The sequence below is a fragment of the Salmonella sp. 32031103-2018-00083-FB-01-SM-01 genome (genome assembly GCF_017571995.1).
Lineage (GTDB): Bacteria > Pseudomonadota > Gammaproteobacteria > Enterobacterales > Enterobacteriaceae > Salmonella > Salmonella enterica.
Window position 1 is genome coordinate 216,844 of the sequence record NZ_JAGEQL010000002.1, and the last position, 21,087, is coordinate 237,930.

The 21,087-nt window shown below is 54.2% G+C and carries 19 protein-coding genes; 6 read left to right on the forward strand and 13 right to left on the reverse strand.

Translation table 11 applies throughout. From position 1 onward, the window contains the following. Positions 1-69 precede the first annotated feature (69 nt). From dapB to citC, 7 genes are all read right to left on the reverse strand, one after another. Positions 70-891, reverse strand: coding sequence for a 4-hydroxy-tetrahydrodipicolinate reductase (dapB, locus tag J4614_RS07330; RefSeq protein ID WP_000544044.1), 822 nt, complete (start codon positions 889-891; stop codon positions 70-72). A gap of 179 nt (positions 892-1,070) precedes the next feature. After that, positions 1,071-1,979, reverse strand: a complete 909-nt coding sequence (gene citG / locus J4614_RS07335; protein ID WP_001103238.1) for a triphosphoribosyl-dephospho-CoA synthase CitG — start codon at positions 1,977-1,979, stop codon at positions 1,071-1,073. Then, a complete protein-coding gene (gene citX, locus J4614_RS07340) occupies positions 1,957-2,508 on the reverse strand; it encodes a citrate lyase holo-[acyl-carrier protein] synthase (RefSeq protein ID WP_000679050.1) in 552 nt (183 codons plus the stop codon). Before citX ends, citG begins: the two co-directional genes overlap by 23 nt. Continuing rightward, on the reverse strand, positions 2,508-4,028 hold the full coding sequence (gene citF / locus J4614_RS07345; RefSeq protein WP_023137177.1) for a citrate lyase subunit alpha: 1,521 nt from the start codon (positions 4,026-4,028) through the stop codon (positions 2,508-2,510). Before citF ends, citX begins: the two co-directional genes overlap by 1 nt. Before the next feature lie 10 nt (positions 4,029-4,038). Further along, positions 4,039-4,908 (reverse strand): citrate (pro-3S)-lyase subunit beta, encoded by an 870-nt coding sequence (gene citE / locus J4614_RS07350; protein ID WP_001247811.1) that lies wholly within the window; start codon positions 4,906-4,908, stop codon positions 4,039-4,041. Beyond that, complete coding sequence (citD, locus tag J4614_RS07355) at positions 4,905-5,198, reverse strand: citrate lyase acyl carrier protein (RefSeq protein WP_000691461.1); 294 nt, start codon at positions 5,196-5,198, stop codon at positions 4,905-4,907. The genes citE and citD overlap by 4 nt, the downstream gene beginning before the upstream one ends. Positions 5,199-5,227: 29 nt before the next feature. Continuing rightward, entirely contained in the window at positions 5,228-6,271 is a 1,044-nt protein-coding gene (gene citC / locus J4614_RS07360) for a [citrate (pro-3S)-lyase] ligase (RefSeq protein ID WP_208293118.1), read from the reverse strand. 244 nt (positions 6,272-6,515) lie between these two features. Between citC and citS the strand changes: the two genes are divergently transcribed. From citS to J4614_RS07390, 6 genes are all read left to right on the forward strand, one after another. After that, on the forward strand, positions 6,516-7,856 hold the full coding sequence (citS, locus tag J4614_RS07365; protein WP_000183607.1) for a citrate/sodium symporter CitS: 1,341 nt from the start codon (positions 6,516-6,518) through the stop codon (positions 7,854-7,856). 158 nt (positions 7,857-8,014) lie between these two features. After that, positions 8,015-8,254: an oxaloacetate decarboxylase subunit gamma gene (locus tag J4614_RS07370; RefSeq protein WP_001001155.1), complete on the forward strand. Its 240-nt coding sequence runs from the start codon at positions 8,015-8,017 to the stop codon at positions 8,252-8,254. Positions 8,255-8,269: 15 nt separating this feature from the next. After that, the gene (gene oadA / locus J4614_RS07375; RefSeq protein ID WP_208293119.1) at positions 8,270-10,039 is read left to right on the forward strand and encodes a sodium-extruding oxaloacetate decarboxylase subunit alpha; all 1,770 of its coding nucleotides are present in this window, start codon (positions 8,270-8,272) and stop codon (positions 10,037-10,039) included. Between the two features lie 12 nt (positions 10,040-10,051). After that, entirely contained in the window at positions 10,052-11,353 is a 1,302-nt protein-coding gene (locus J4614_RS07380) for an oxalacetate decarboxylase subunit beta (protein ID WP_000444830.1), read from the forward strand. A 134-nt stretch (positions 11,354-11,487) separates the two neighbouring features. Next, on the forward strand, positions 11,488-13,107 hold the full coding sequence (locus J4614_RS07385; protein WP_208293154.1) for a sensor histidine kinase: 1,620 nt from the start codon (positions 11,488-11,490) through the stop codon (positions 13,105-13,107). Position 13,108: 1 nt separating this feature from the next. Then, complete coding sequence (locus J4614_RS07390) at positions 13,109-13,795, forward strand: response regulator (RefSeq protein ID WP_000377415.1); 687 nt, start codon at positions 13,109-13,111, stop codon at positions 13,793-13,795. A 21-nt stretch (positions 13,796-13,816) separates the two neighbouring features. Here J4614_RS07390 and rihC read toward each other — a convergent pair whose 3' ends face one another. The 6 genes from rihC to ileS all read right to left on the reverse strand — a co-directional run bounded on the left by rihC (position 13,817) and on the right by ileS (position 21,046). Continuing rightward, positions 13,817-14,737 (reverse strand): ribonucleoside hydrolase RihC, encoded by a 921-nt coding sequence (rihC, locus tag J4614_RS07395; RefSeq protein ID WP_000741408.1) that lies wholly within the window; start codon positions 14,735-14,737, stop codon positions 13,817-13,819. A gap of 15 nt (positions 14,738-14,752) precedes the next feature. Then, positions 14,753-15,955 (reverse strand): hypothetical protein, encoded by a 1,203-nt coding sequence (locus J4614_RS07400; RefSeq protein WP_031601806.1) that lies wholly within the window; start codon positions 15,953-15,955, stop codon positions 14,753-14,755. Positions 15,956-16,154: 199 nt separating this feature from the next. Then, a complete protein-coding gene (gene ispH / locus J4614_RS07405) occupies positions 16,155-17,105 on the reverse strand; it encodes a 4-hydroxy-3-methylbut-2-enyl diphosphate reductase (protein ID WP_001166428.1) in 951 nt (316 codons plus the stop codon). Positions 17,106-17,107: 2 nt separating this feature from the next. Further along, entirely contained in the window at positions 17,108-17,557 is a 450-nt protein-coding gene (fkpB, locus tag J4614_RS07410; protein ID WP_000047269.1) for an FKBP-type peptidyl-prolyl cis-trans isomerase, read from the reverse strand. Positions 17,558-17,711: 154 nt separating this feature from the next. Beyond that, positions 17,712-18,212, reverse strand: a complete 501-nt coding sequence (lspA, locus tag J4614_RS07415) for a signal peptidase II (protein ID WP_000042736.1) — start codon at positions 18,210-18,212, stop codon at positions 17,712-17,714. Then, the gene (gene ileS / locus J4614_RS07420) at positions 18,212-21,046 is read right to left on the reverse strand and encodes an isoleucine--tRNA ligase (protein WP_001563101.1); all 2,835 of its coding nucleotides are present in this window, start codon (positions 21,044-21,046) and stop codon (positions 18,212-18,214) included. The genes lspA and ileS overlap by 1 nt, the downstream gene beginning before the upstream one ends. Between the last annotated feature and the right edge of the window lie 41 nt (positions 21,047-21,087).

The window sequence follows — 21,087 nt, forward strand, 5'->3', positions numbered from 1 at the left end:
AATAATATATTGCCCTTTGTAATCAATTAATCTTGATTACCACAACCACATCACGAAGGTATTTAGTCGTTATAGTACATCCAGTCCCAGCACATCCCGCATGTCAAATAGCCCATTTTTCTTCGTTTTTAGCCATAATGCCGATCGCAACGCGCCATTTGCAAACGTCATGCGGCTAGAAGCTTTATGCGTAATCTCTACGCGCTCGCCAATATCGGCAAACATCGCGGTATGTTCGCCGACGATGTCGCCCGCCCGAACGGTTGCAAAGCCAATCGTTCCCGGTACGCGCTCGCCGGTATAACCTTCACGCGAGTAGACCGCGCAGTCCTTCAGATCTTTATCCAGCGCCCCGGCGATTGCCTCGCCCATTGCCAGCGCCGTACCCGACGGTGCATCCACTTTATGGCGGTGGTGCGCTTCAATAATTTCAATATCGGTGTAGTCGCCCATTACCTTCGCGGCTTTCTCCAGCAGCTTGAGCATGACGTTAACGCCGACGCTAAAGTTTGCGGCGAAAACGATCGCAATCTCTTGCGACGCCTCGCGAATGGCCTGTTTACCGGCGTCGTCAAAGCCGGTAGTACCAATCACCATCCCTTTACCATGTTTACGGCAGAATGCCAGATGCGCCAGTGTGCCTTCAGGACGGGTAAAATCGACCAGAACATCGAAATCATCTTTGACCGACGCCAGATCGCTTTGAATGATGACGTCCGTTTTCCCCACGCCTGCCAGTTCGCCCGCATCGCTACCCAGCAATGAAGAGCCTTCGCGCTCCAGCGCGGCACCCAGCTGAACACCTTCCATCGCCATGGCGGCCTGGATTAACTGCCGTCCCATGCGGCCACCGGCGCCGACAATCGCAACGCGGATCTGTGCTTCATGCATAGCTATTCTCTTTTGTAAAAATTGCGTAAACCGTTTTCAGAGTAACCAGCGCGCCCGGAGGCCGCCATCTAAAATCGCCGATAATTAGAAATTAATGATAAACAGGGAGCGATATCAGTAAAAGACATGATTCATCCCGCAGGATGAATCATTGCTGGAGAGAATGAAAGAAGAGAAACTTACTCAGGATAGAGGGAACCGGCAGGAAAATGACTTAAAAACCAGGTCACTGCCAGTAAATCCGCGCTACCGCCAGGGCTTAAGTTACGCAGGATGAGTTCATCATCGAGGGACTGCATCGCTTCAATGCCCCCCTCAACCAATACGCCCCCTTGCCACAACAATTTTTGTGCCTGCTGCTGCACGTAGTAAAGCCCTTCCAGGCCTCCCCGTGACACCAGATTGGTATCATCATTCCACGCCATCAGATGCAACAATGTTTGCAGCAGGGCAAGATGGGTATCGTCATGCTCCTGCACGACCCGGTTAAACACCGGCAAAGCCTGCGTTCTGACGGTTCGAAAACCGCTTTCCGCTTCTCCCCGCGCGCCCGACAGGCCATAGCACTGGAAATGGGTTTCACTCTTTGTCAGTTTTCCCGCTTTTTTTGCTGAGAGCTCGTGGGCAACAATATTCCGACTCAGGCGGGCAACCTGGTCGCAGATACGATTTTGCTCCAACGGTTCTCCCCGCGCGAGAAGTCGGCCAATCGCTGCGCTCAGCAGGCCAAAAGCGAAAATCGCCCCGCGATGGGTATTCACACCATTGGTCGCCTGTAGCATATCGTTCTCACAGGCCATCCCCAGCGGACGCAGCATCACCAGGACATTTTCTGCCGCCAGCGCCGCCGTGTTGTTGCCCATGATAAAAAACTTTTCCATCCACGGAGCAATGGCGGTAGTGCTACGTTCAAATGCCGCCAGATCCATATCCCTATGCGCTCCCGAATTACGAATATCGACCAGACCGGGTTTTGGTGTCAGCCTGGCTTCCGTCAGCAGCGCTCTTGCAACCAACCCATTAAGTTCGCCAGCCGCCAGCGATGAGTACGCTGGCGTACGCCGTTCAGTCACAACGCTCACGTTCATAGCATTCAATCCTTCGTGCAATTTCATCCAACAAAAGGTCAAGGGTGTGATGCTTGCCCCGGGCACAGAGATGAGCATCCTGCTGGCATATCAAACATGGCCGGGCAGGATGCCCGAGTTCACGGCGTGATAGCGACTTACCGTCGCTATCAATAATGTCGATGTCCCAAAGCCGCCCTAACGGATGGCTCATCTCTAGTGTCGACATGTGCTGTTTCAACGCCATTGCCGGCGCACAGACCGCTGCCATCCATTCCGGGCCGCTGCGTTCATTTACCTGCATTTCCCAGACGTTGACCCACTCCTTCTGTTCGCAAAGCGCCAGTATTTCGGCAATTGCGTAATCGGCGACACGCCGCCAGACCGCTGAGTTTTTAACGGCGCCCGGTGCAACCAGCGTGAGGGAAATCAACGGTAGCCGATAGCAGTTCAACGCCTGACGCTGCCTGGCGGCACGTTTATCGCGCGCTTGTAGCATCTCCTCCAGCGTAACTGCCTGGCCCTGGTACAGCAGGTCTGTGCCCTTCATCAGCCTTTAACCTGGCGAATCACGTCAATCACTGAACCGTCGCGATAACGCACCACAGCCACCACCCGATCGGTAAACTCAATCGGCTGCGGTTTACCGGTCAGTTGCTCAGCGCGCTGTTGCAGTTGTTCGATGGTCATCAGCGCCACACCTGCAGCACGCAGGTTATCAAGCAGATCCTGACGCGCAGGGTTCACCGCAATACCATGGTCGGTAACCAGCACATCAACACTTGCTCCAGGCGTGACGGTAGTCAGCACTTTTTCCACCACGCATGGGATTCGGCCACGGACCAGCGGTGCGGTAATAATGGTGAGATCGGCCCCTGCTGCCGTATCGCTATGGCCGCCCGATGCGCCACGCAGTACGCCGTTTGAACCGGTCATCACGTTAACGTTGAAATTCACGTCAATTTCCAGTGCGCTCAGCATCACCACGTTCAGGCGTTCGCATGCCGCGCCTTTAGAAGCGGGGTTCGCGTATTGATTGGTTGAGATTTCAATATGATGTGGATTCTGCGCCAGCGAACGGGCGGCATCGCCATCGAATGATTGCGTATCCAGCAGCGCTTTGATCAACCCTTTCTCATGCAGATCCACCATGGTGCCGGTGATCCCGCCCAGGCCAAAACTCGCCGTAATGTTGTGGCGACGCATTTTGTCTTCCAGGAAACGGGTGACCGCCAGAGAAGCGCCACCGGTGCCGGTTTGCAGCGAGAAACCGTCACAAAAATAACCGGAGTGTTCGATCACATTGGCCGCCTGCCGGGCGATCAACAGTTCACGCGGGTTGCTGGACAGACGAATCGCGCCCGCGGTAATTTTTTCCGGATCCCCTACCTCATCCACCTGCACGATCAAATCAACCTGATCCTGCGCGATACTGGCCGGATAATTGGGGAATTCGACCCACTCTTCAGTCAGGAGCACCACACATTTAGCGTACTGCGCATCAACCTGCGCATACCCCAAAGAGCCGCAGCGTGACTTGCCGCTAAAACCGTTCGCATTACCAAATTCGTCGCAGCACGGCACGCCGAGGAAAGCGACATCAATATTCAGCTCACCGCTCTGAATCAGTTTTACGCGGCCACCGTGAGAGTGGATCTGTACCGGGTTTTCCATCAGGCCAGCGGAGATCTCTTCCCCTAACTTGCCGCGCAGCCCGGAGGTGTAAATCTGCCGCACCACGCCATTTTTAATGTGTTCGATAAGCGGCCAGTGGGCATCAATTAATGAGCTGGAGGCAAGCGTCAGATCGCGGAATCCCATTTCCGCCAGCTTCGCCATCACCATATTGACAACTTTGTCGCCACCACGAAACGCATGGTGGAAGGATATCGTCATGCCATTTTTAAGCCCGGAACGACGAATAGCCTCTTCAAGCGAGTCACAAATTTTACGCCGACGCTTTTCCGTTTCACAGGCAAGCCACGGGCTGTTCGCTGTTACCCCCTGGTAGGGCTGTAATCCTTCCGGTACGACATATTGCTGGTTGAGCATGGTTACAGTCTCTTTCATGGTTCCTTCCTTAATCACGAATACCGGAAGCCGACAGCGCCACCACTTTGCGCGCGTGGTCGATAATCGGGCCGTCAATCATTTTGCCGTTGAGTGAAACGACGCCCAGACCGCGAGACTCAGCCTCTTCAGCGGCGGCAATCACCTCATACGCATGCTCAACTTCTTTACGTGTCGGAGAATAAGCCTGATGTAACAGCTCAATCTGACGTGGATTCACTAAGGACTTACCGTTAAAACCAAGTCCTTTCGCCAACTGCACTTCCTTCAGGAAGCCTTCTTCATTATTGATATCCGACCAAACAACATCATAGGCGGCAATACCCGCAACACGCGCCGCGTGCAGCACTGCGCAGCGGGCGTAGAACAGCTCGGTGCCATCGCCCCGGCTGGTGCCCATATCCATCACGTAATCAAATGCCGCCAGCGCAATTGCCACCATGCGCGGGCTGGAGGTGGCGATGTCGACGGCATTGACCACGCCTTTCGCTGATTCGATCGCCGCCATCAGCCTGGTACTGCCGACCTCACGTCCACATTCACGTTCGATCCGTTCGACCTGCGCTTCCAGCTCCAGCACATCGTTTTTGCTGTCGGTTTTCGGTAGACGCACAATATCCGCGCCACCACGCACGACGGCCTCAAGATCGGCCAGACCAAACGGCGTGTTCAGTGGATTAATGCGCACCACTTTTTCAACATCCTGATAGAACGGATGTTGAAGCGCGTGATGGACTAAAAGACGGGCGGTATCTTTCTCACGTAACGCTACGGCGTCTTCTAAGTCGAACATCACCGCGTCCGCACCGTAGACAAACGAGGTGCTCAACATGGCCGCATTTGCGCCGGGGATAAACAACATACTGCGACGTGGTCTCATAACGCACTCCATTGAATTTCCGTTTGTTCTGCAGCGCGCAGCGCCGCCGCCTGCACTCGGGCGCGTAAAATACACTCCAGCGCGCCTTTGTCATCGACGCTAACCAGCGCGCGTTCAACGCCCAGCTTCGCCAGCGTTTCGCGCACGACTTGCTCAATCGCCGCGCCAAACTGCTGCTTCACCAGACTCTCTAGCTCCAGCCGAATTCCTGGCTCGCTGGATGGACCAATCCTGATCATCACATCGCTGGATTCCAGCGTGCCTGCCAGGGCATCTTTAATGATTTTCATTAGTTATGTTCCTTGTTAACGGTGTTACGTCATATGGTTTCAGTGTGTCTGGCGGCATGCCGCTGCAGATATGCCAGGGTACCATCAGGCACCAGCGCGCTTAGCGCCGGCCAATTACGTTCGCTATACAGTTTTCTGACGCGAGAGGCGGAAATAGCCGTGCCGTTTTTCTCTACCCGCGCCAGCTCGACGACCTCAATAACCGGGCCGCTGCGCTTCGGATCGTGTAAAATGTCGTGCATTCGCTGGTTATAGGCACAGGTCAGAGGACAAAACGGTTCACTGCCGACAAAACGATGGGTAATCCCCAGCGCTGGAGCCAAATGTTCACGGAAGAGTTGCAGATCGATCTGGCAATGGCAGTCGTCCACAACCCCTTTTTCTTTGAGGAAATAGCCGGGAAACGTCGCACGCGAGATCATATAAGCGGAGCCGGAATGCAACGTGACGTTGTCAATACCCGCGATTCCTTGTTCGATCAGCGCCCAACGGTCGGTATAGGAAAAAAATGAAGCATCTTCTTTGACCACAAACAGATGCAGCCAGTCACAGGCCGCAGCCGCTTGCTCCACCAGATAACGGTGGCCCAATGTAAACGGATTGGCGTTCATGACGATGGCGCCGATCGTTTTTCCCGGTTGACGATAAAGCGCCAGTTGGCGACAAAAGCGCGCTAACCGTTCACTGCTGTTCTCCATTAACACCGCCAACTGACCTGCCTGCGCAATGGGCCAAAACCCCGCGCCAGAAAACAGCAACCGATTTTGCGGCTTAGTGAACAGGAAAAGCTCGCTGCGGTTTAACTCGTAGGCCAATGTAAGCAACTCAGTCAGCAGTTTGAGGCTGAGCCCTTCCCCTTGTAAAACTGGGGAAACGGCGATGCATTTCAGTACGTTCCCGGCCAGAGAACCGCACCCGACTATCTCACCCCGCCAATATGCGCATACCGCGATTTCACAATCGTCTTCCAGGGCGAGTCCCTCGCCCTCCAGAAACATGGCGACCGACTCGCGACGCAATACATCCTTTTGCAAATAAATGCGTTTAAATATCAGATTCACTCTATTCAGCATCCGTCAGCAAATAACGCCGCATATTTCGCCAGTGTTTATATTATTCGTCTGGAATAGACATCACACTTTCCCCGCTGCCTTTATGACCTTTATAGTTTTTATTTCCTTAATTAATCAGAGTTAATAAAAACAATTAAATTAATTAAAAACACAACCATTCAGTGAAGATAGTCACATCTCACGGTTCATTGAATTTATTAGTATGCGCAGGTCTTGTTACCCATCAATACACAGGAAAATGTTTATGACCAACATGACCCAGGCTTCGGCTACGGAGAGAAAGGGGGCTAGCGATTTACTCAGATTCAAAATCTTTGGTATGCCGCTACCGCTTTATGCTTTTGCATTAATTACTTTATTACTTTCTCATTTTTATAATGCTATACCTACTGACTTAGTCGGTGGTTTTGCCCTTATGTTTGTGATGGGGGCCATTTTTGGTGAAATCGGCAAACGTTTACCGATCTTCAATAAATATATTGGCGGCGCACCGGTTATGATATTTCTGGTTGCAGCTTATTTTGTCTATGCTGGCATATTTACGCAGAAAGAAATTGATGCGATCAGCAACGTAATGGATAAAAGCAACTTCCTTAACCTGTTTATCGCAGTGTTGATCACAGGCGCGATCCTGTCGGTAAACCGTAAATTACTGTTAAAATCGCTGCTGGGCTATATCCCAACCATCCTCGCCGGGATCGTCGGCGCTTCCCTTTTTGGCATCGTCATTGGTCTGTGCTTCGGTATCCCGGTCGACCGTATCATGATGCTGTACGTTCTGCCGATTATGGGCGGTGGTAACGGCGCGGGCGCCGTGCCTCTGTCTGAAATTTATCACTCGGTTACCGGACGTTCTCGCGAAGAGTACTACTCAACGGCTATCGCCATTCTGACCATCGCAAACATCTTCGCCATTATTTTCGCTGCACTCCTCGATATGGTCGGTAAAAAATACACCTGGCTTAGCGGTGAAGGTGAGTTGGTTCGTAAGGCTTCCTTCAAAACTGAAGATGATGAAAAAGCCGGTCAGATTACCCATCGTGAAACGGCGATTGGCATGGTGTTGTCTACCACCTGCTTCCTGCTGGCCTATGTTGTTGCCAAGAAAATTCTGCCAAGCATCGGCGGCGTCTCTATTCACTACTTCGCCTGGATGGTCCTGATTGTTGCTGCTCTGAACGCATCAGGTCTTTGCTCACCGGAGATTAAAGCCGGGGCGAAACGTCTTTCTGACTTCTTCTCCAAACAACTGCTGTGGGTGTTGATGGTAGGTGTGGGTGTTTGCTACACCGATCTGCAAGAGATCATCGACGCCCTGACGTTCGCCAACGTCGTTATCGCCGCGATCATTGTGGTCGGCGCTGTCGTTGGCGCAGCTATCGGGGGCTGGTTGATTGGCTTCTACCCGATTGAATCATCCATTACTGCGGGTCTTTGTATGGCCAACCGCGGCGGCTCCGGCGATCTGGAAGTGCTCTCCGCCTGTAACCGTATGAACCTCATTTCATATGCACAAATTTCCTCTCGTCTGGGCGGCGGTATTGTGCTGGTTATCGCTAGCATCGTGTTCAGCATGATGGTGTAAAAAAACGCACGGCGGTGTCTTTGCCGCAAACGACCTGGAGAAAAGTAGAGGCCAAAGCCAGAGGTGGCCAAGGGAAATCCACTCTACTCCTTAGCCGGATTCACCAGGAAGGTTGTCGTCAAGGCCACCGTCGTGCCTCTCATTATGGAAAATGATTCATGAATGAAGCTGTACTACTGGGTGAAGGTTTCACCCTGATGTTTTTAGGGATGGGGTTCGTACTGAGCTTTCTGTTCCTGCTCATCTTTGCCATTCGCGGCATGTCTGCCGTGATTACTCGCTTCTTCCCGGAACCCGTCGCCGCGCCCGCACCGCGCGCCGTTCCCGTCGTGGACGACTTCACCCGCTTAAAGCCGGTGATTGCCGCCGCCATTCACCATCACCGCCTTAACGCTTAATTCCCGGAGGGAACCATGACTATTGCCATTACCGACGTCGTCCTGCGTGACGCCCACCAGTCCCTGTTTGCCACCCGCCTGCGTCTTGACGATATGCTGCCGATTGCCGCTCAGCTCGACGACGTGGGCTACGGGTCGCTGGAGTGCTGGGGCGGTGCCACCTTTGACGCCTGCATCCGCTTTCTCGGCGAAGACCCGTGGCTGCGCCTGCGCGAGCTCAAAAAAGCCATGCCCAAAACCCCGCTGCAGATGCTGCTGCGCGGGCAGAACCTGCTCGGCTACCGCCACTACGCCGATGACGTGGTGGAACGCTTCGTCGAACGCGCGGTGAAAAACGGCATGGACGTGTTCCGCGTCTTCGATGCCATGAACGACCCGCGCAATATGAAGGCGGCGCTCAGCGCGGTACGCAGCCACGGCGCGCACGCCCAGGGCACACTCTCCTACACCACCAGCCCGGCCCACACCCTGCAGACCTGGCTGGACCTGACCGAACAGTTGTTAGAGACCGGCGTCGACTCGATTGCCATCAAGGATATGTCCGGCATCCTGACGCCGATGGCGGCGTATGAGCTGGTCAGCGAAATCAAAAAACGCTATGACGTGCGCCTGCACCTGCACTGTCATGCCACCACCGGGATGGCGGAGATGGCCCTGCTGAAGGCTATCGAGGCGGGCGTTGACGGCGTGGACACGGCAATTTCCTCCATGAGCGCCACCTACGGCCACCCGGCCACCGAGGCGCTGGTCGCCACGCTTGCCGGCACAAAATATGACACCGGGCTGGATATCCTGAAGCTGGAAAGCATCGCGGCGTACTTCCGCGAGGTGCGCAAAAAGTACCACGCCTTTGAAGGCCAGCTGAAGGGTTACGACAGCCGTATTCTGGTGGCCCAGGTACCGGGCGGAATGCTCACCAACCTCGAAAGCCAGCTGAAGCAGCAGAACGCGGCGGACAAACTCGACCAGGTGCTGGCGGAAATCCCCCGCGTGCGCGAGGACCTCGGCTTTATCCCGCTGGTGACCCCCACTTCACAGATTGTCGGCACCCAGGCGGTGCTCAACGTCCTGACCGGCGAACGCTACAAAACCATTGCCAAAGAAACGGCGGGCATTCTGAAAGGCGAATACGGCCACACCCCGGTGCCGGTGAACGCGGCACTGCAGGCGCGGGTGCTGGAAGGGGGCGCTCCGGTGACCTGCCGTCCGGCGGATTTACTCAAACCGGAACTGGCTGAACTGGAAGCGGACGTGAAGCGCCAGGCGCAGGAGAAGGGCATCACGCTTGCGGAGAACGCCATCGACGACGTGCTCACCGTGGCCCTGTTCCCGCAACCCGGCCTCAAATTCCTTGAGAACCGCCACAACCCGGCGGCGTTTGAGCCACTGCCGCAGGCGGAAGCCGCGCAGCCTGCTGCTGCCCCGGCAAAAGCCGCTGCCTCCGGCGTCTACACCGTGGAAGTGGAAGGCAAAGCCTTTGTGGTGAAGGTCAGCGACGGCGGCGATATCAGCCAGCTCACTGCTGCCACCCCGTCTTCCGCACCGGTTCAGGCAGCCGCCCCGGCAGGCGCAGGCACCCCGGTCACCGCCCCGCTGGCGGGCAACATCTGGAAGGTGATTGCCGCTGAAGGCCAGACGGTGGCCGAAGGCGACGTGCTGCTGATTCTGGAAGCCATGAAGATGGAAACCGAAATCCGCGCTGCGCAGGCCGGCACCGTCCGCGGTATCGCGGTGAAGTCCGGGGACGCGGTTTCCGTCGGCGACACCCTGATGACGCTGGCGTAACGGAGAACTGAAATGGAAAGTCTGAACGCCCTGCTTCAGGGCATGGGGCTGATGCACCTTGGCGCAGGCCAGGCCATCATGCTGCTGGTCAGCCTGCTGCTGCTGTGGCTGGCGATTGCGAAAAAGTTCGAGCCGCTGCTGTTGCTGCCGATTGGCTTCGGCGGCCTGCTCTCCAACATCCCGGAAGCGGGCATGGCGCTGACCGCGCTGGAAAGCCTGCTGGCACATCACGACGCCGGGCAGCTGGCGGTGATTGCCGCGAAGCTTAACTGCGCGCCGGACGTGCACGCCATCAAGGAGGCGTTAGCGCTGGCGCTGCCGTCGGTGCAGGGCCAGATGGAGAACCTGGCGGTGGACATGGGCTACACGCCGGGGGTGCTGGCGCTGTTCTACAAAGTGGCGATTGGCTCCGGCGTCGCGCCGCTGGTCATCTTTATGGGCGTGGGCGCGATGACCGACTTCGGCCCGCTGCTGGCCAACCCGCGCACCCTGCTGCTGGGGGCGGCGGCGCAGTTCGGTATCTTCGCCACCGTGCTGGGGGCGCTGACGCTGAACTACTTCGGCCTGATTTCCTTCACCCTGCCGCAGGCGGCGGCCATCGGCATTATCGGCGGCGCGGACGGCCCGACGGCGATTTATCTGTCGGGCAAGCTGGCGCCGGAGCTGCTGGGGGCCATTGCGGTGGCGGCGTACTCGTATATGGCGCTGGTGCCGTTAATCCAGCCGCCGATTATGAAGGCGCTGACCACGGAGACTGAGCGCAAAATCCGCATGGTGCAGCTGCGCACCGTCAGCAAGCGGGAAAAAATCCTCTTCCCGGTGGTGTTGCTCATGCTGGTGGCCCTGCTGTTGCCGGACGCCGCGCCGCTGCTGGGGATGTTCTGCTTTGGCAACCTGATGCGCGAAAGCGGCGTGGTGGAGCGTCTGAGCGACACGGTGCAGAACGGGCTGATTAATATCGTGACCATCTTCCTCGGACTGTCGGTGGGCGCCAAGCTGGTGGCGGACAAGTTCCTGCAGCCGCAGACACTGGGCATTCTGCTGCTGGGGGTGATTGCCTTTGGTATCGGGACGGCGGCCGGGGTGCTGATGGCGAAGCTGCTGAACCTGTGCAGTAAGAACAAAATCAACCCGCTTATCGGTTCGGCGGGGGTGTCGGCGGTGCCGATGGCGGCCCGCGTATCGAACAAGGTGGGGCTGGAATCAGACCCGCAGAACTTCCTGCTGATGCACGCGATGGGCCCGAACGTGGCCGGAGTGATTGGCTCGGCGATAGCTGCCGGGGTGATGCTGAAGTACGTGCTGGCGATGTAATAGTGGATGGGATACGCATGTCGTATCCCATTTTCATCCAAATTTTTTCTGAAAGAAAAGTAAGTATGAACTGGTTCAGGTTCCGGTGATGCCGAATGCAAGAAAATACCGTAATTAAATATCTAAATACCAATATGTTTATACGGGAAATTACACACTGGTTTGCCAGACGCTCGTTTCAAAACCGGATATTTCTACTGATCCTGTTTACATCCACCATCGTGATGCTGGCAATCACCTGGTATCTGACCGATATCACGAAAGAGCGCCTGCATTATCAGGTGGGCCAACGTGCGCTTATTCAGGCAATGCAAATATCCGCTATGCCAGAATTAGTTGAAGCCGTAGAGGCGCATGATTTGCCACGCATCAAAGCGCTGATTGACCCAATGCGCTCGTTTTCGGACGCGACTTACATTACCGTTGGCAACGAAAAAGGTCAGCGACTGTATCACGTCAACCCGAATGAGATCGGCAAATATATGGAGGGCGGCGATAGCGACGACGCGCTGTATAACGCTAAAAGCTACGTATCGGTGCGTAAAGGTTCATTAGGCTCTTCCTTACGTGGTAAATCCCCGATTCAGGACAGTACCGGTAAAGTCATCGGTATTGTTTCCGTCGGCTATACTCTGGAACAGTTGGAGAGCTGGCTTAACTTACAAATCAGCTCGTTGCTGTTCCCGATGGCGATACTGTTGCTGGTGCTGTTGTACTGCGCCCGCCGCTTCTCGCTGCATATTAAAAAGCAGATGCTTAACATGGAGCCGCAGCAGCTTTCACAACTATTAATTCAGCAAAGCGTGTTGTTTGAGTCGGTATTTGAAGGGTTGATCGCCATTGACTCCCATCACCGTATTACCGCCATTAACCAAACGGCTCGCCGCTTACTGAATCTGAGCCAACCGGAGTCTGAACTCATTGGCTATGCAATCCACCATATCGTGTTGCCGGAGGCTTTTTTTTACGATGCGCCGCAAAAAAACAAAAAAGATGAGATCGTCACCTTTAACCAAATGAAAGTCATCGCCAGTCGCATGGCGGTCATTATTGACAACCAGCCTCAGGGCTGGGTTATTAGCTTTCGCAACAAAGACGATATCAATACACTCAGCCTGCAGTTAAGTCAGGTGCGGCAATACGCCGATAACCTGCGCGCCGTGCAGCATGAACATCGCAACCTTATTTCCACCATTGCCGGACTGCTGTTCCTGAAGCGCTACGATAATGCGCTGGCGCTGATTCAGCAGCAATCGGAAAGCCACCAGAAAGTACTCGATTTTATTTCCCATAATTTCCGCGACCACCACCTTGCGGGGCTATTAATCGGTAAATATTATCGGGCAAAAGAGCTGGGGCTGGAGCTGATTTTCGATCCTTCAAGCTTTGTTGAACACCTGCCGTCATCGCTCTCGCATAATGAATGGATTTCGATTTTTGGCAATTTATTGGACAACGCCTATAACGCCACCCTGCTCAATCGCGAAGGCTCGCGACAGATTGAGTGCCTGATCAACAGCGAAGGTAATGAAGTCATTATTGAAGTTGCCGATCAGGGATGTGGTATTGACGAAAATATCCGCCAGCATATTTTCGAGCGTGGAGTGACCACCCACAACAACGGCGATCACGGAATTGGATTATGGTTGGTGCACAGCTACGTCAAGCAGGCCAATGGTGACATTATCGTCGATAACAATAATCCTTTTGGCACCATTTTTACCCTCTATATCCCTTTTACCAGAGAAGAATAACATGGATAGCATTACGACACTCATCGTTGAAGACGAACCGATGCTAGCGGAAATCCTGGTGGACACCATCAAGCTTTTTCCCCAGTTTTCAATCGTCGGCATCGCAGACAAACTGGAAAGTGCAAAGAAGCAAATACGCCTCTATCAACCACAGTTAATTCTATTGGATAATTTTTTACCCGATGGCAAAGGGATTGATTTAATTCGTCATACCATCAGCACCAACTACACGGGGCGAATTATTTTCATTACCGCCGACAATCATATGGATACCATCAGCGATGCCTTACGCATGGGCGTATTCGATTATCTGATTAAGCCGGTACATTATCAGCGCCTGCAGCATACCCTGGAGCGGTTCACCCGTTACCGCAGTTCGTTACGTTCCAGTGAGCAGGCAAACCAGACGCACGTTGATGCCTTATTTAATATCCAGGCCAAAGAACAAACCGCAGAACCGAATAGCGGACTGCGGGGAATTGATGAAAACACCTTCAACCGGGTACGACAAATATTCGCCGACCCGCAGGCAGTACATACAGCAGACACTCTGGCGCAAATTCTGGGCAGCAGTAAAACCACTGCCCGACGCTATCTGGAACAAGGCGTGAAAAATAACTTTCTCGAAGCGGAGATCAGCTACGGGAAAGTGGGCAGGCCGGAGAGACTCTATCGCGGCAAAGTATGAGATTATGGCGCCAACATGTAATTACGGCGCACAGGCAAACACCTCAGCCACCCACTGACGAAAACCGTCCACATCCAGCGCCAGCGCCACCTGCGCGTTGGCGGGCTGCCCCAGACGCCCTTCAATATCCACCACCGTGGTACCTGCGGTATATTGCCCCTGCGTTTCTACGGCCACAAAACAGGATTGCAGGGTAAAAAGCTCCGGACGCACCAGCCAGGCGATAGCGCAGAGATCGTGCATCCGCAGACCGCTTTGCATACTGCCGCTGCGGTAATGGCTGAACAATGCATGCAGCATGCCGCCGGTTTTATTAAGCGCAGGAAGCGTAGCCAGATACTCCGGCGTCAACACGGCCTGATTGGTGACGTCCAGCCCACACATCACAATCTCAATGCCGCTACGAAATACGTGGGCGGCGGCTTCCGGATCGACAGCAATGTTAAATTCAGCATTAGGCGTAAAATTGCCGCGCCCTGCGGAACCGCCCATAATCACCAGCCGGTGAATGTTGAAGCGGCACTCCGGATAGTGCATCAGTAGCAACGCAATATTGGTCAATGGCCCTATCGCCACCAATGTCATGGGCTCCGGGGCGTTCATCAGCACATCCCGGATAGCGATAAACGCTGGCTTCGCCAACGGTTGGCGCTGATGGTCGACAAAATCATAGCCTTCCATGCCGGATTCGCCGTGGACGTATGCCGCATCGCGTAACGGACGCAGCAGCGGCGTCGCGGCCCCCTGGGCAAGTGGCACATCGGCGTCCCAGAAATGCAGGAGCTGTAAGCCGTTACGGGTGGTTTTTTCGACCGAAACGTTGCCGGCAACGGTGGTCATCAGTTGCAGATCCAGCTCGGGGGCAAACAGCGCAGCGGCAATCGCGGCGGCGTCATCAATGCCTGGATCGGTATCAAGAATAATGTGTAGGGATGCTGCCATTAACGCTCTCCTGACCTATTGTTTTATATCTTCGTACTCAGCGCGACTGATACAGGTATCAGGCACATCGTCATCCGTCACCAGACGCGGACTTAGCTTATTACCTTCGACAAACGGAACTAATGGGCAAAAACGCCCTGGCGATGCTTTGTTTTCCTGCCACTGAATCTCAAGCGATTCGGGCTCAGCGCCGGGTTTTTCTGCCTGAATCACGGTACGAACATTACCGGTTAGCCAAAAAGGTTGACACGTCTCATCAAGGCTAAAAGGCGGCGTCAAATGACCATTTTTACGTACTAGCGGATAAATAATACGCCCATCAGCGTAGGAAGGTATCATGTAGCAGTTATACATTTTGTCTTTACTGATCACAGGCTGAAAATAGCTTTCACCGCGATCGATCAGTTCAATCGTTTTTCCTTTCCAGCGATACACATTGACGCCATGACTGCAGCAACCGCCGCGCCAATAGCTGACAATCTGTTTATGTTCAGCATCGATCTCTGGTGAAGTGATTCCCTGATAAGACGCTGGCGCATCAACATAACGCTGTTTGGCGGGGTCATAGAGCCATGTTTGTACTGGAGCATCCGGCCCTGCAAGTAGCTCTGTTACAATCGACAGATCCGGGTAGCCATCAAAATTGACATCCCCCCATTGAGGCATAAACGGGCTACAAGTGCCCACCGATGCGGTATCTAAGGTCTGTATGAGTTTACCATCACGGTATAATTTTATCGCCGAAATGGCCGGCGTATTGCCGCAATCAATCTCTTTGGAAGGGTCGTAACCCCCTGCATCATTCGTGTTCGTGACCAGCACAATATCAGGGGAGTTTTTAGGTTTGAGGTAGATAAGGGCAACAGGAAAATGTCGTTTTTTATCTGCGGACGTCCATTCGCCTTTAATCTCACTGCTGGAGATTTCCGCATTCCAGTAACCTGAAAGCGCCTTTACGCGTTCTTCAAGATGCACCTCTTTATCCTGGAGTGAGCCGCGTAGAGCAATCGCTGCCTTGTGCTGATTGCAGGGTTCATAGCAGTAATACCCATAAAGCGTGTTACCAAATCGCGTGATATTAACGTTTACCGGTTTCCCCGCGATAGTTCCGGTATAGTTTCGCTCCCAGGCGGGTAGCTCCAGCACCGTGGCGCTTGTCGCGCCCATCCAAAATCCGATGGCGAGTAACGTTGCCAATCCATATTTTATTTTGCCCATTTCCCTTATCCCTGTAGGCATTACAACCCAAAAACCAGCAACGATTGTGCTGGTTTTTCAGATGAATAGCAAAAAGGTGGGGCATTAGCAAAGGATGACGACTACGCCTTATTCTTCCTGTCGCACATTGAATATCAAAAGAAATTCTTAAGATCTGGTCAACGTAGCGTCATCAGGCAGATTTCTGAATTATGAAATCTTATTCGACCTCACGAACATCCACACGCAGCTCTTTCGGCACTTCAAAAACAATATTTTCTTCGCGCCCCTCAAGCGTGACGGCTTCGCCGCCGCCAAACTCGCGCAGACGCGCAATAACATTCTGCACCAGAATATCCGGCGCGGAAGCGCCAGCGGTGACGCCGACGCAGGCGGCTTCTTTCACCCACGCCTCCTGGATATCCGCCGCATCGTCGATAAGAAACGCGGTTCTTCCCATCCGTTGGGCCAGTTCCGCCAATCGGTTAGAGTTAGAAGAGTTTTTCGAGCCGACCACCAGCACCACGTCAGCCTGCTCCGCCAGCGCCCGCACCGCTTCCTGACGATTAGTAGTGGCATAGCAAATATCGTCTTTGCGCGGGCCGACGATTTTCGGAAAGCGTTTACGCAGCGCATCAATCACATCGGACGTATCGTCCACGGAAAGCGTGGTTTGCGTCATGAAGGAGAGCTTGCCTTCATTTTTGACATTCAGCGTCCAGACGTCCTCTGGCGACTCAACCAGATACATCCCCCCTTCCGGGTTGCTGTACTGCCCCATGGTGCCTTCCACTTCCGGGTGCCCGGCGTGGCCGATGAGAATAGATTCCTCACCGCGACGGCTGGCGCGCGCCACTTCCATATGGACTTTCGTCACCAGCGGGCAGGTGGCGTCAAAAACGGTAAGATCGCGGCTTTTCGCCTCGTTACGCACCGCCTGGGAAACCCCATGAGCGGAGAAAATCAGAATGGCGCCATCCGGCACTTCGCTAATTTGCTCTATAAAGATTGCCCCGCGCTGGCGCAGGCTGTCCACTACATAGCGGTTATGCACGACTTCGTGCCGAACGTAAATTGGCGCGCCGTAAATGGCGAGCGCATTTTCAACAATGCTGATAGCGCGGTCTACCCCGGCGCAAAAACCGCGTGGGTTGGCCAACAGGATCTGCATGTTTATGCCTCCAGCGCCGGATCGATTTCCAGCACTTCAATATCAAAGTGAACGGTATGCCCGGCCAGCGGATGGTTAAAATCAACGGTAATCGAGTCGCCGTTGATTTCGCGAATCACGCCAGGCATTTCGCTGCCATCCATTGCGGTAAAAAGCATAATCGCCCCGACTTCCGGTTCGCCCGCCGCCATAAACTCACGGCGCGAGAAATACTGGATCAAGTCCGGACTGGGGACGCCAAACGCGGCGTCAGGCTCCAGCGAAAACGCTTTCTTTTCCCCTTCTTTCAACCCCAGAAGCTGCTGCTCCAGACCTTCGGAAAGCGAGGTATCGCCAAGACGGAACAGGGCTGGCTTGCCGTTATTGCGGGTAGATTCCGCCGTTGAGCCATCATCCAGTTTCAGGGTGAAGTGAACGAGGATCGCGCTGTTGCTCTGTACGGATTTAGACATGCAAATTGCTCACGTGTTTTGCCCGGAGGCACAAAGAACGATAAAACCGTAGGCCGGATAAGGCGTTTTCACCGCCATCCGGCACCACGTTTGCCTGATGGCGCTGCGCTTATCAGGCCTACAAAACCGGATAAGCGCTATCCGGTATTTACGCTTATGCCTGTTCTTTCGCTGTCGGCTTCGGCAAAAAGCCTTCCAGTACAATCAGCGCCGCGCCGATACAGATCGCGCTATCGGCAAGGTTGAACGTCGCGAAATGCCAGTCGCCGACGTAAAAATCGATCATATCGACAACAAAGCCGTGCCACAGGCGGTCGAACAGGTTACCCAGCGCGCCGCCGATGATTAACGCATAAGCGATGTTATTCAGCTTCTGCGTTGCTTTCGAGCGATACATCATCACCAAAAGAATTACGCAGATCCCTATCGCAATCCCGGCAAAGAACCAGCGCTGCCAGCCGCCGCTATCCGCCAGGAAGCTAAAAGCCGCGCCGTAGTTACGCGCATAATGCAGATTAAGCGACGGGAACAGCCCTACCGTATCCCCCAGAGCGAAATTCTGGAGGATCAGGTATTTGCTGCCCAAATCGATAATCAGCACGACTACTACCAGCCATAGCCAGCGTAGTCCTGTTGAACAGAGTGGTTTACTCATCAGGCAAATTTACGTTGTTCGCCATTACCGGCGATGTTGCTGACACAGCGTCCGCAGATATCTGCATGTTCCGCCACCTTGCCGACATCAGTAGTGTAGTGCCAGCAGCGCGGACACTTGTCACCCTCGGCACGCGTTACCACTGCCTGAACTGTCGTATTACCAGCATTGTACTGAATATTTTCATCATCAATACCCCCCGCTTGCTCAGAAATCACGAACTGGGAAGTAATGAAGATAAATCTGACCTCTTCACCCAACAGTTTCAGCTTCTTAATCGTACCGTTAGCATCGTCAGCATATTTCAGCGTCACTTTTGCTTCCAGGTTCGATTTGATGCCATTGGCTTTCTGATTTTCCAGCTCTTTGTTGACCTGGTCCTTGATATAGCGGACATCGTCCCAGAATGCGTCATTAAATTCTTCATTCTCTTCCAGGCCAAACAACCCGTCGTACCATTCGCCGGTGAAGACATATTTTTCACGCTCGCCCGGCAGGTAGCCCCAGATTTCATCAGCCGTGAAGGACATGATCGGCGCCATCCAGCGAACCAGAGCTTCTGCGATATGATACAGCGCAGTCTGGCAGCTACGACGCGCGACGCTATCCGCCTTCGCGGTGTACTGGCGGTCTTTGATGATGTCGAGGTAGAACGAGCCCATTTCAACGGAGCAGAAGCGCATCAGGCGCTGTACCACTTCATGGAAGTCGTAAGCTTCGTATGCCTTCAGAATCTCTTGCTGCGCCGTTTTCGCGCAGCCCACCGCCCACCTGTCCAGCACCACCATCTCTTCTGGTTTGACCATATCGGTGGCCGGATTGAAGCCATTGAGGTTCGCCAGCAGGAAGCGCGCGGTATTACGGATACGACGATAGCTGTCGGCAGCACGTTTGAGGATTTCGTCAGAGACCGCCATTTCGCCGGTATAGTCAGTAGACGCCACCCACAGACGCAGGATATCCGCGCCCAGTTTATTCATCACATCCTGCGGCGATACGGTGTTACCGATGGACTTGGACATTTTGCGCCCCTGACCATCGACGGTGAAGCCGTGAGTCAGTACCTGGCGGTATGGCGCTTTGCCTTTCATCGCCACGCTAATCATCAGGGAGGACATAAACCAGCCGCGATGCTGGTCAGACCCTTCCAGATACATATCGGCAGCGTGACCGGCGAATTCCGGACGTGCGTCAACCACGGAGTAACTGGTGGAACCGGAATCAAACCAAACGTCCAACGTATCCGGAACTTTCTCGTATTGATCAGCATCTTCGCCGAGGATCTCTTTCGGGTCGAGATCCCACCACGCCTGGATACCGTCAACTTCGACGCGTTTCGCCACCTCTTCCATCGCCGCCAGAGTACGCTCAATCGGCAGTAGCTCCTGCGTTTCTTTATGCACGAACAGCGACATCGGTACGCCCCAGGTACGCTGACGTGAGATACACCAGTCAGGACGGTTAGCGACCATTGATTCAATACGCGCCTGACCCCAGTCCGGGATCCACTGAACGCCTTTGATCTCTTTCAGGGACTGTTGACGAAGCCCTTCTTTATCCATGCTGACGAACCACTGCGGGGTCGCGCGGAAAATGATCGGCGTTTTGTGACGCCAACAGCACGGATAGCTGTGCTGCATTTTTTCGACATGCAGTAGCGCGCCTTTTTCTTTCAGCAGTTCAATAACGATATCGTTCGCTTTGAAGACGTTAACACCGTCAAGCGTTGGATATGTGCCTGGCAGGTAAGCGCCGTCCGGCCCAACCGGGTTAGCCGTTTCCAGGCCATACTTTTGACCGATCACGTAGTCATCCGGGCCGTGACCAGGGGCGGTATGTACCGCGCCGGTACCTGCGTCCAGGGTGACGTGATCGCCGAGGATCGCCGGCACGTCAAAGCCCATAAACGGATGGGTAAAGCGCAGCAGTTCCAGCTCCGCGCCTTTTACGGTACCGAGAATGGTGTATTCAGCCGCGCCAATACGCTGCATGACGCTTTCAACCAGATCTTTCGCCAGAATCACCGCCTGTCCGTCAATCTGCACCAGCGCATAATCAAAGTCCGGCGCCAGGGAGATGGCGCGGTTAGCCGGCAGAGTCCACGGCGTGGTGGTCCAGATGACCAACGAGATCGGGCCGCTCACGCCCGGCAAACCAAACTTCGCTTTCACCGCATCCTGATCGACGGCGCGGAACGCCACGTCGATAGACGGCGACGTTTTGTCGTAATATTCAACTTCCGCTTCCGCCAGCGCGGAACGGCAGTCAACGCACCAGTGCACCGGCTTAGCGCCTTTGTGCAGATGACCGTTTTTGATAATTCTGCCCAGCGCGCGGATGATGTTGGCTTCGGTTTTGAAGTCCATGGTCAGGTACGGATGCGACCAGTCGCCCAACACGCCCAGACGAATGAAGTCCTTACGCTGGCCGTCAACCTGAGTGGCGGCATATTCGCGGCACTTGGCGCGGAATTCAGCGGCAGTAAATTTCTCGCCCGGCTTACCGAACTCCTGCTCGACTTTCAGCTCAATAGGCAGACCGTGACAGTCCCAGCCCGGCACGTAAGGCGAGTCAAATCCCGACAGTCCTTTGGACTTCACGATAATGTCTTTCAGAATCTTGTTAACTGAGTGACCAATATGAATGCTGCCATTCGCATATGGAGGGCCATCATGCAGAATGAAGGTTTTTTTGCCTTTTTTGGCCGCACGAATGATGCCGTACAGATCATCATCGGTCCAACGCGCCAGCATTCCCGGTTCACGCTTGGCGAGGTCGCCGCGCATCGGGAACCCTGTTTCCGGCAAATTCAGGGTCGATTTATAGTCACTCATCAGATTCTCGGTTCCGTATTTCGGTTTGATAAACACCGTCA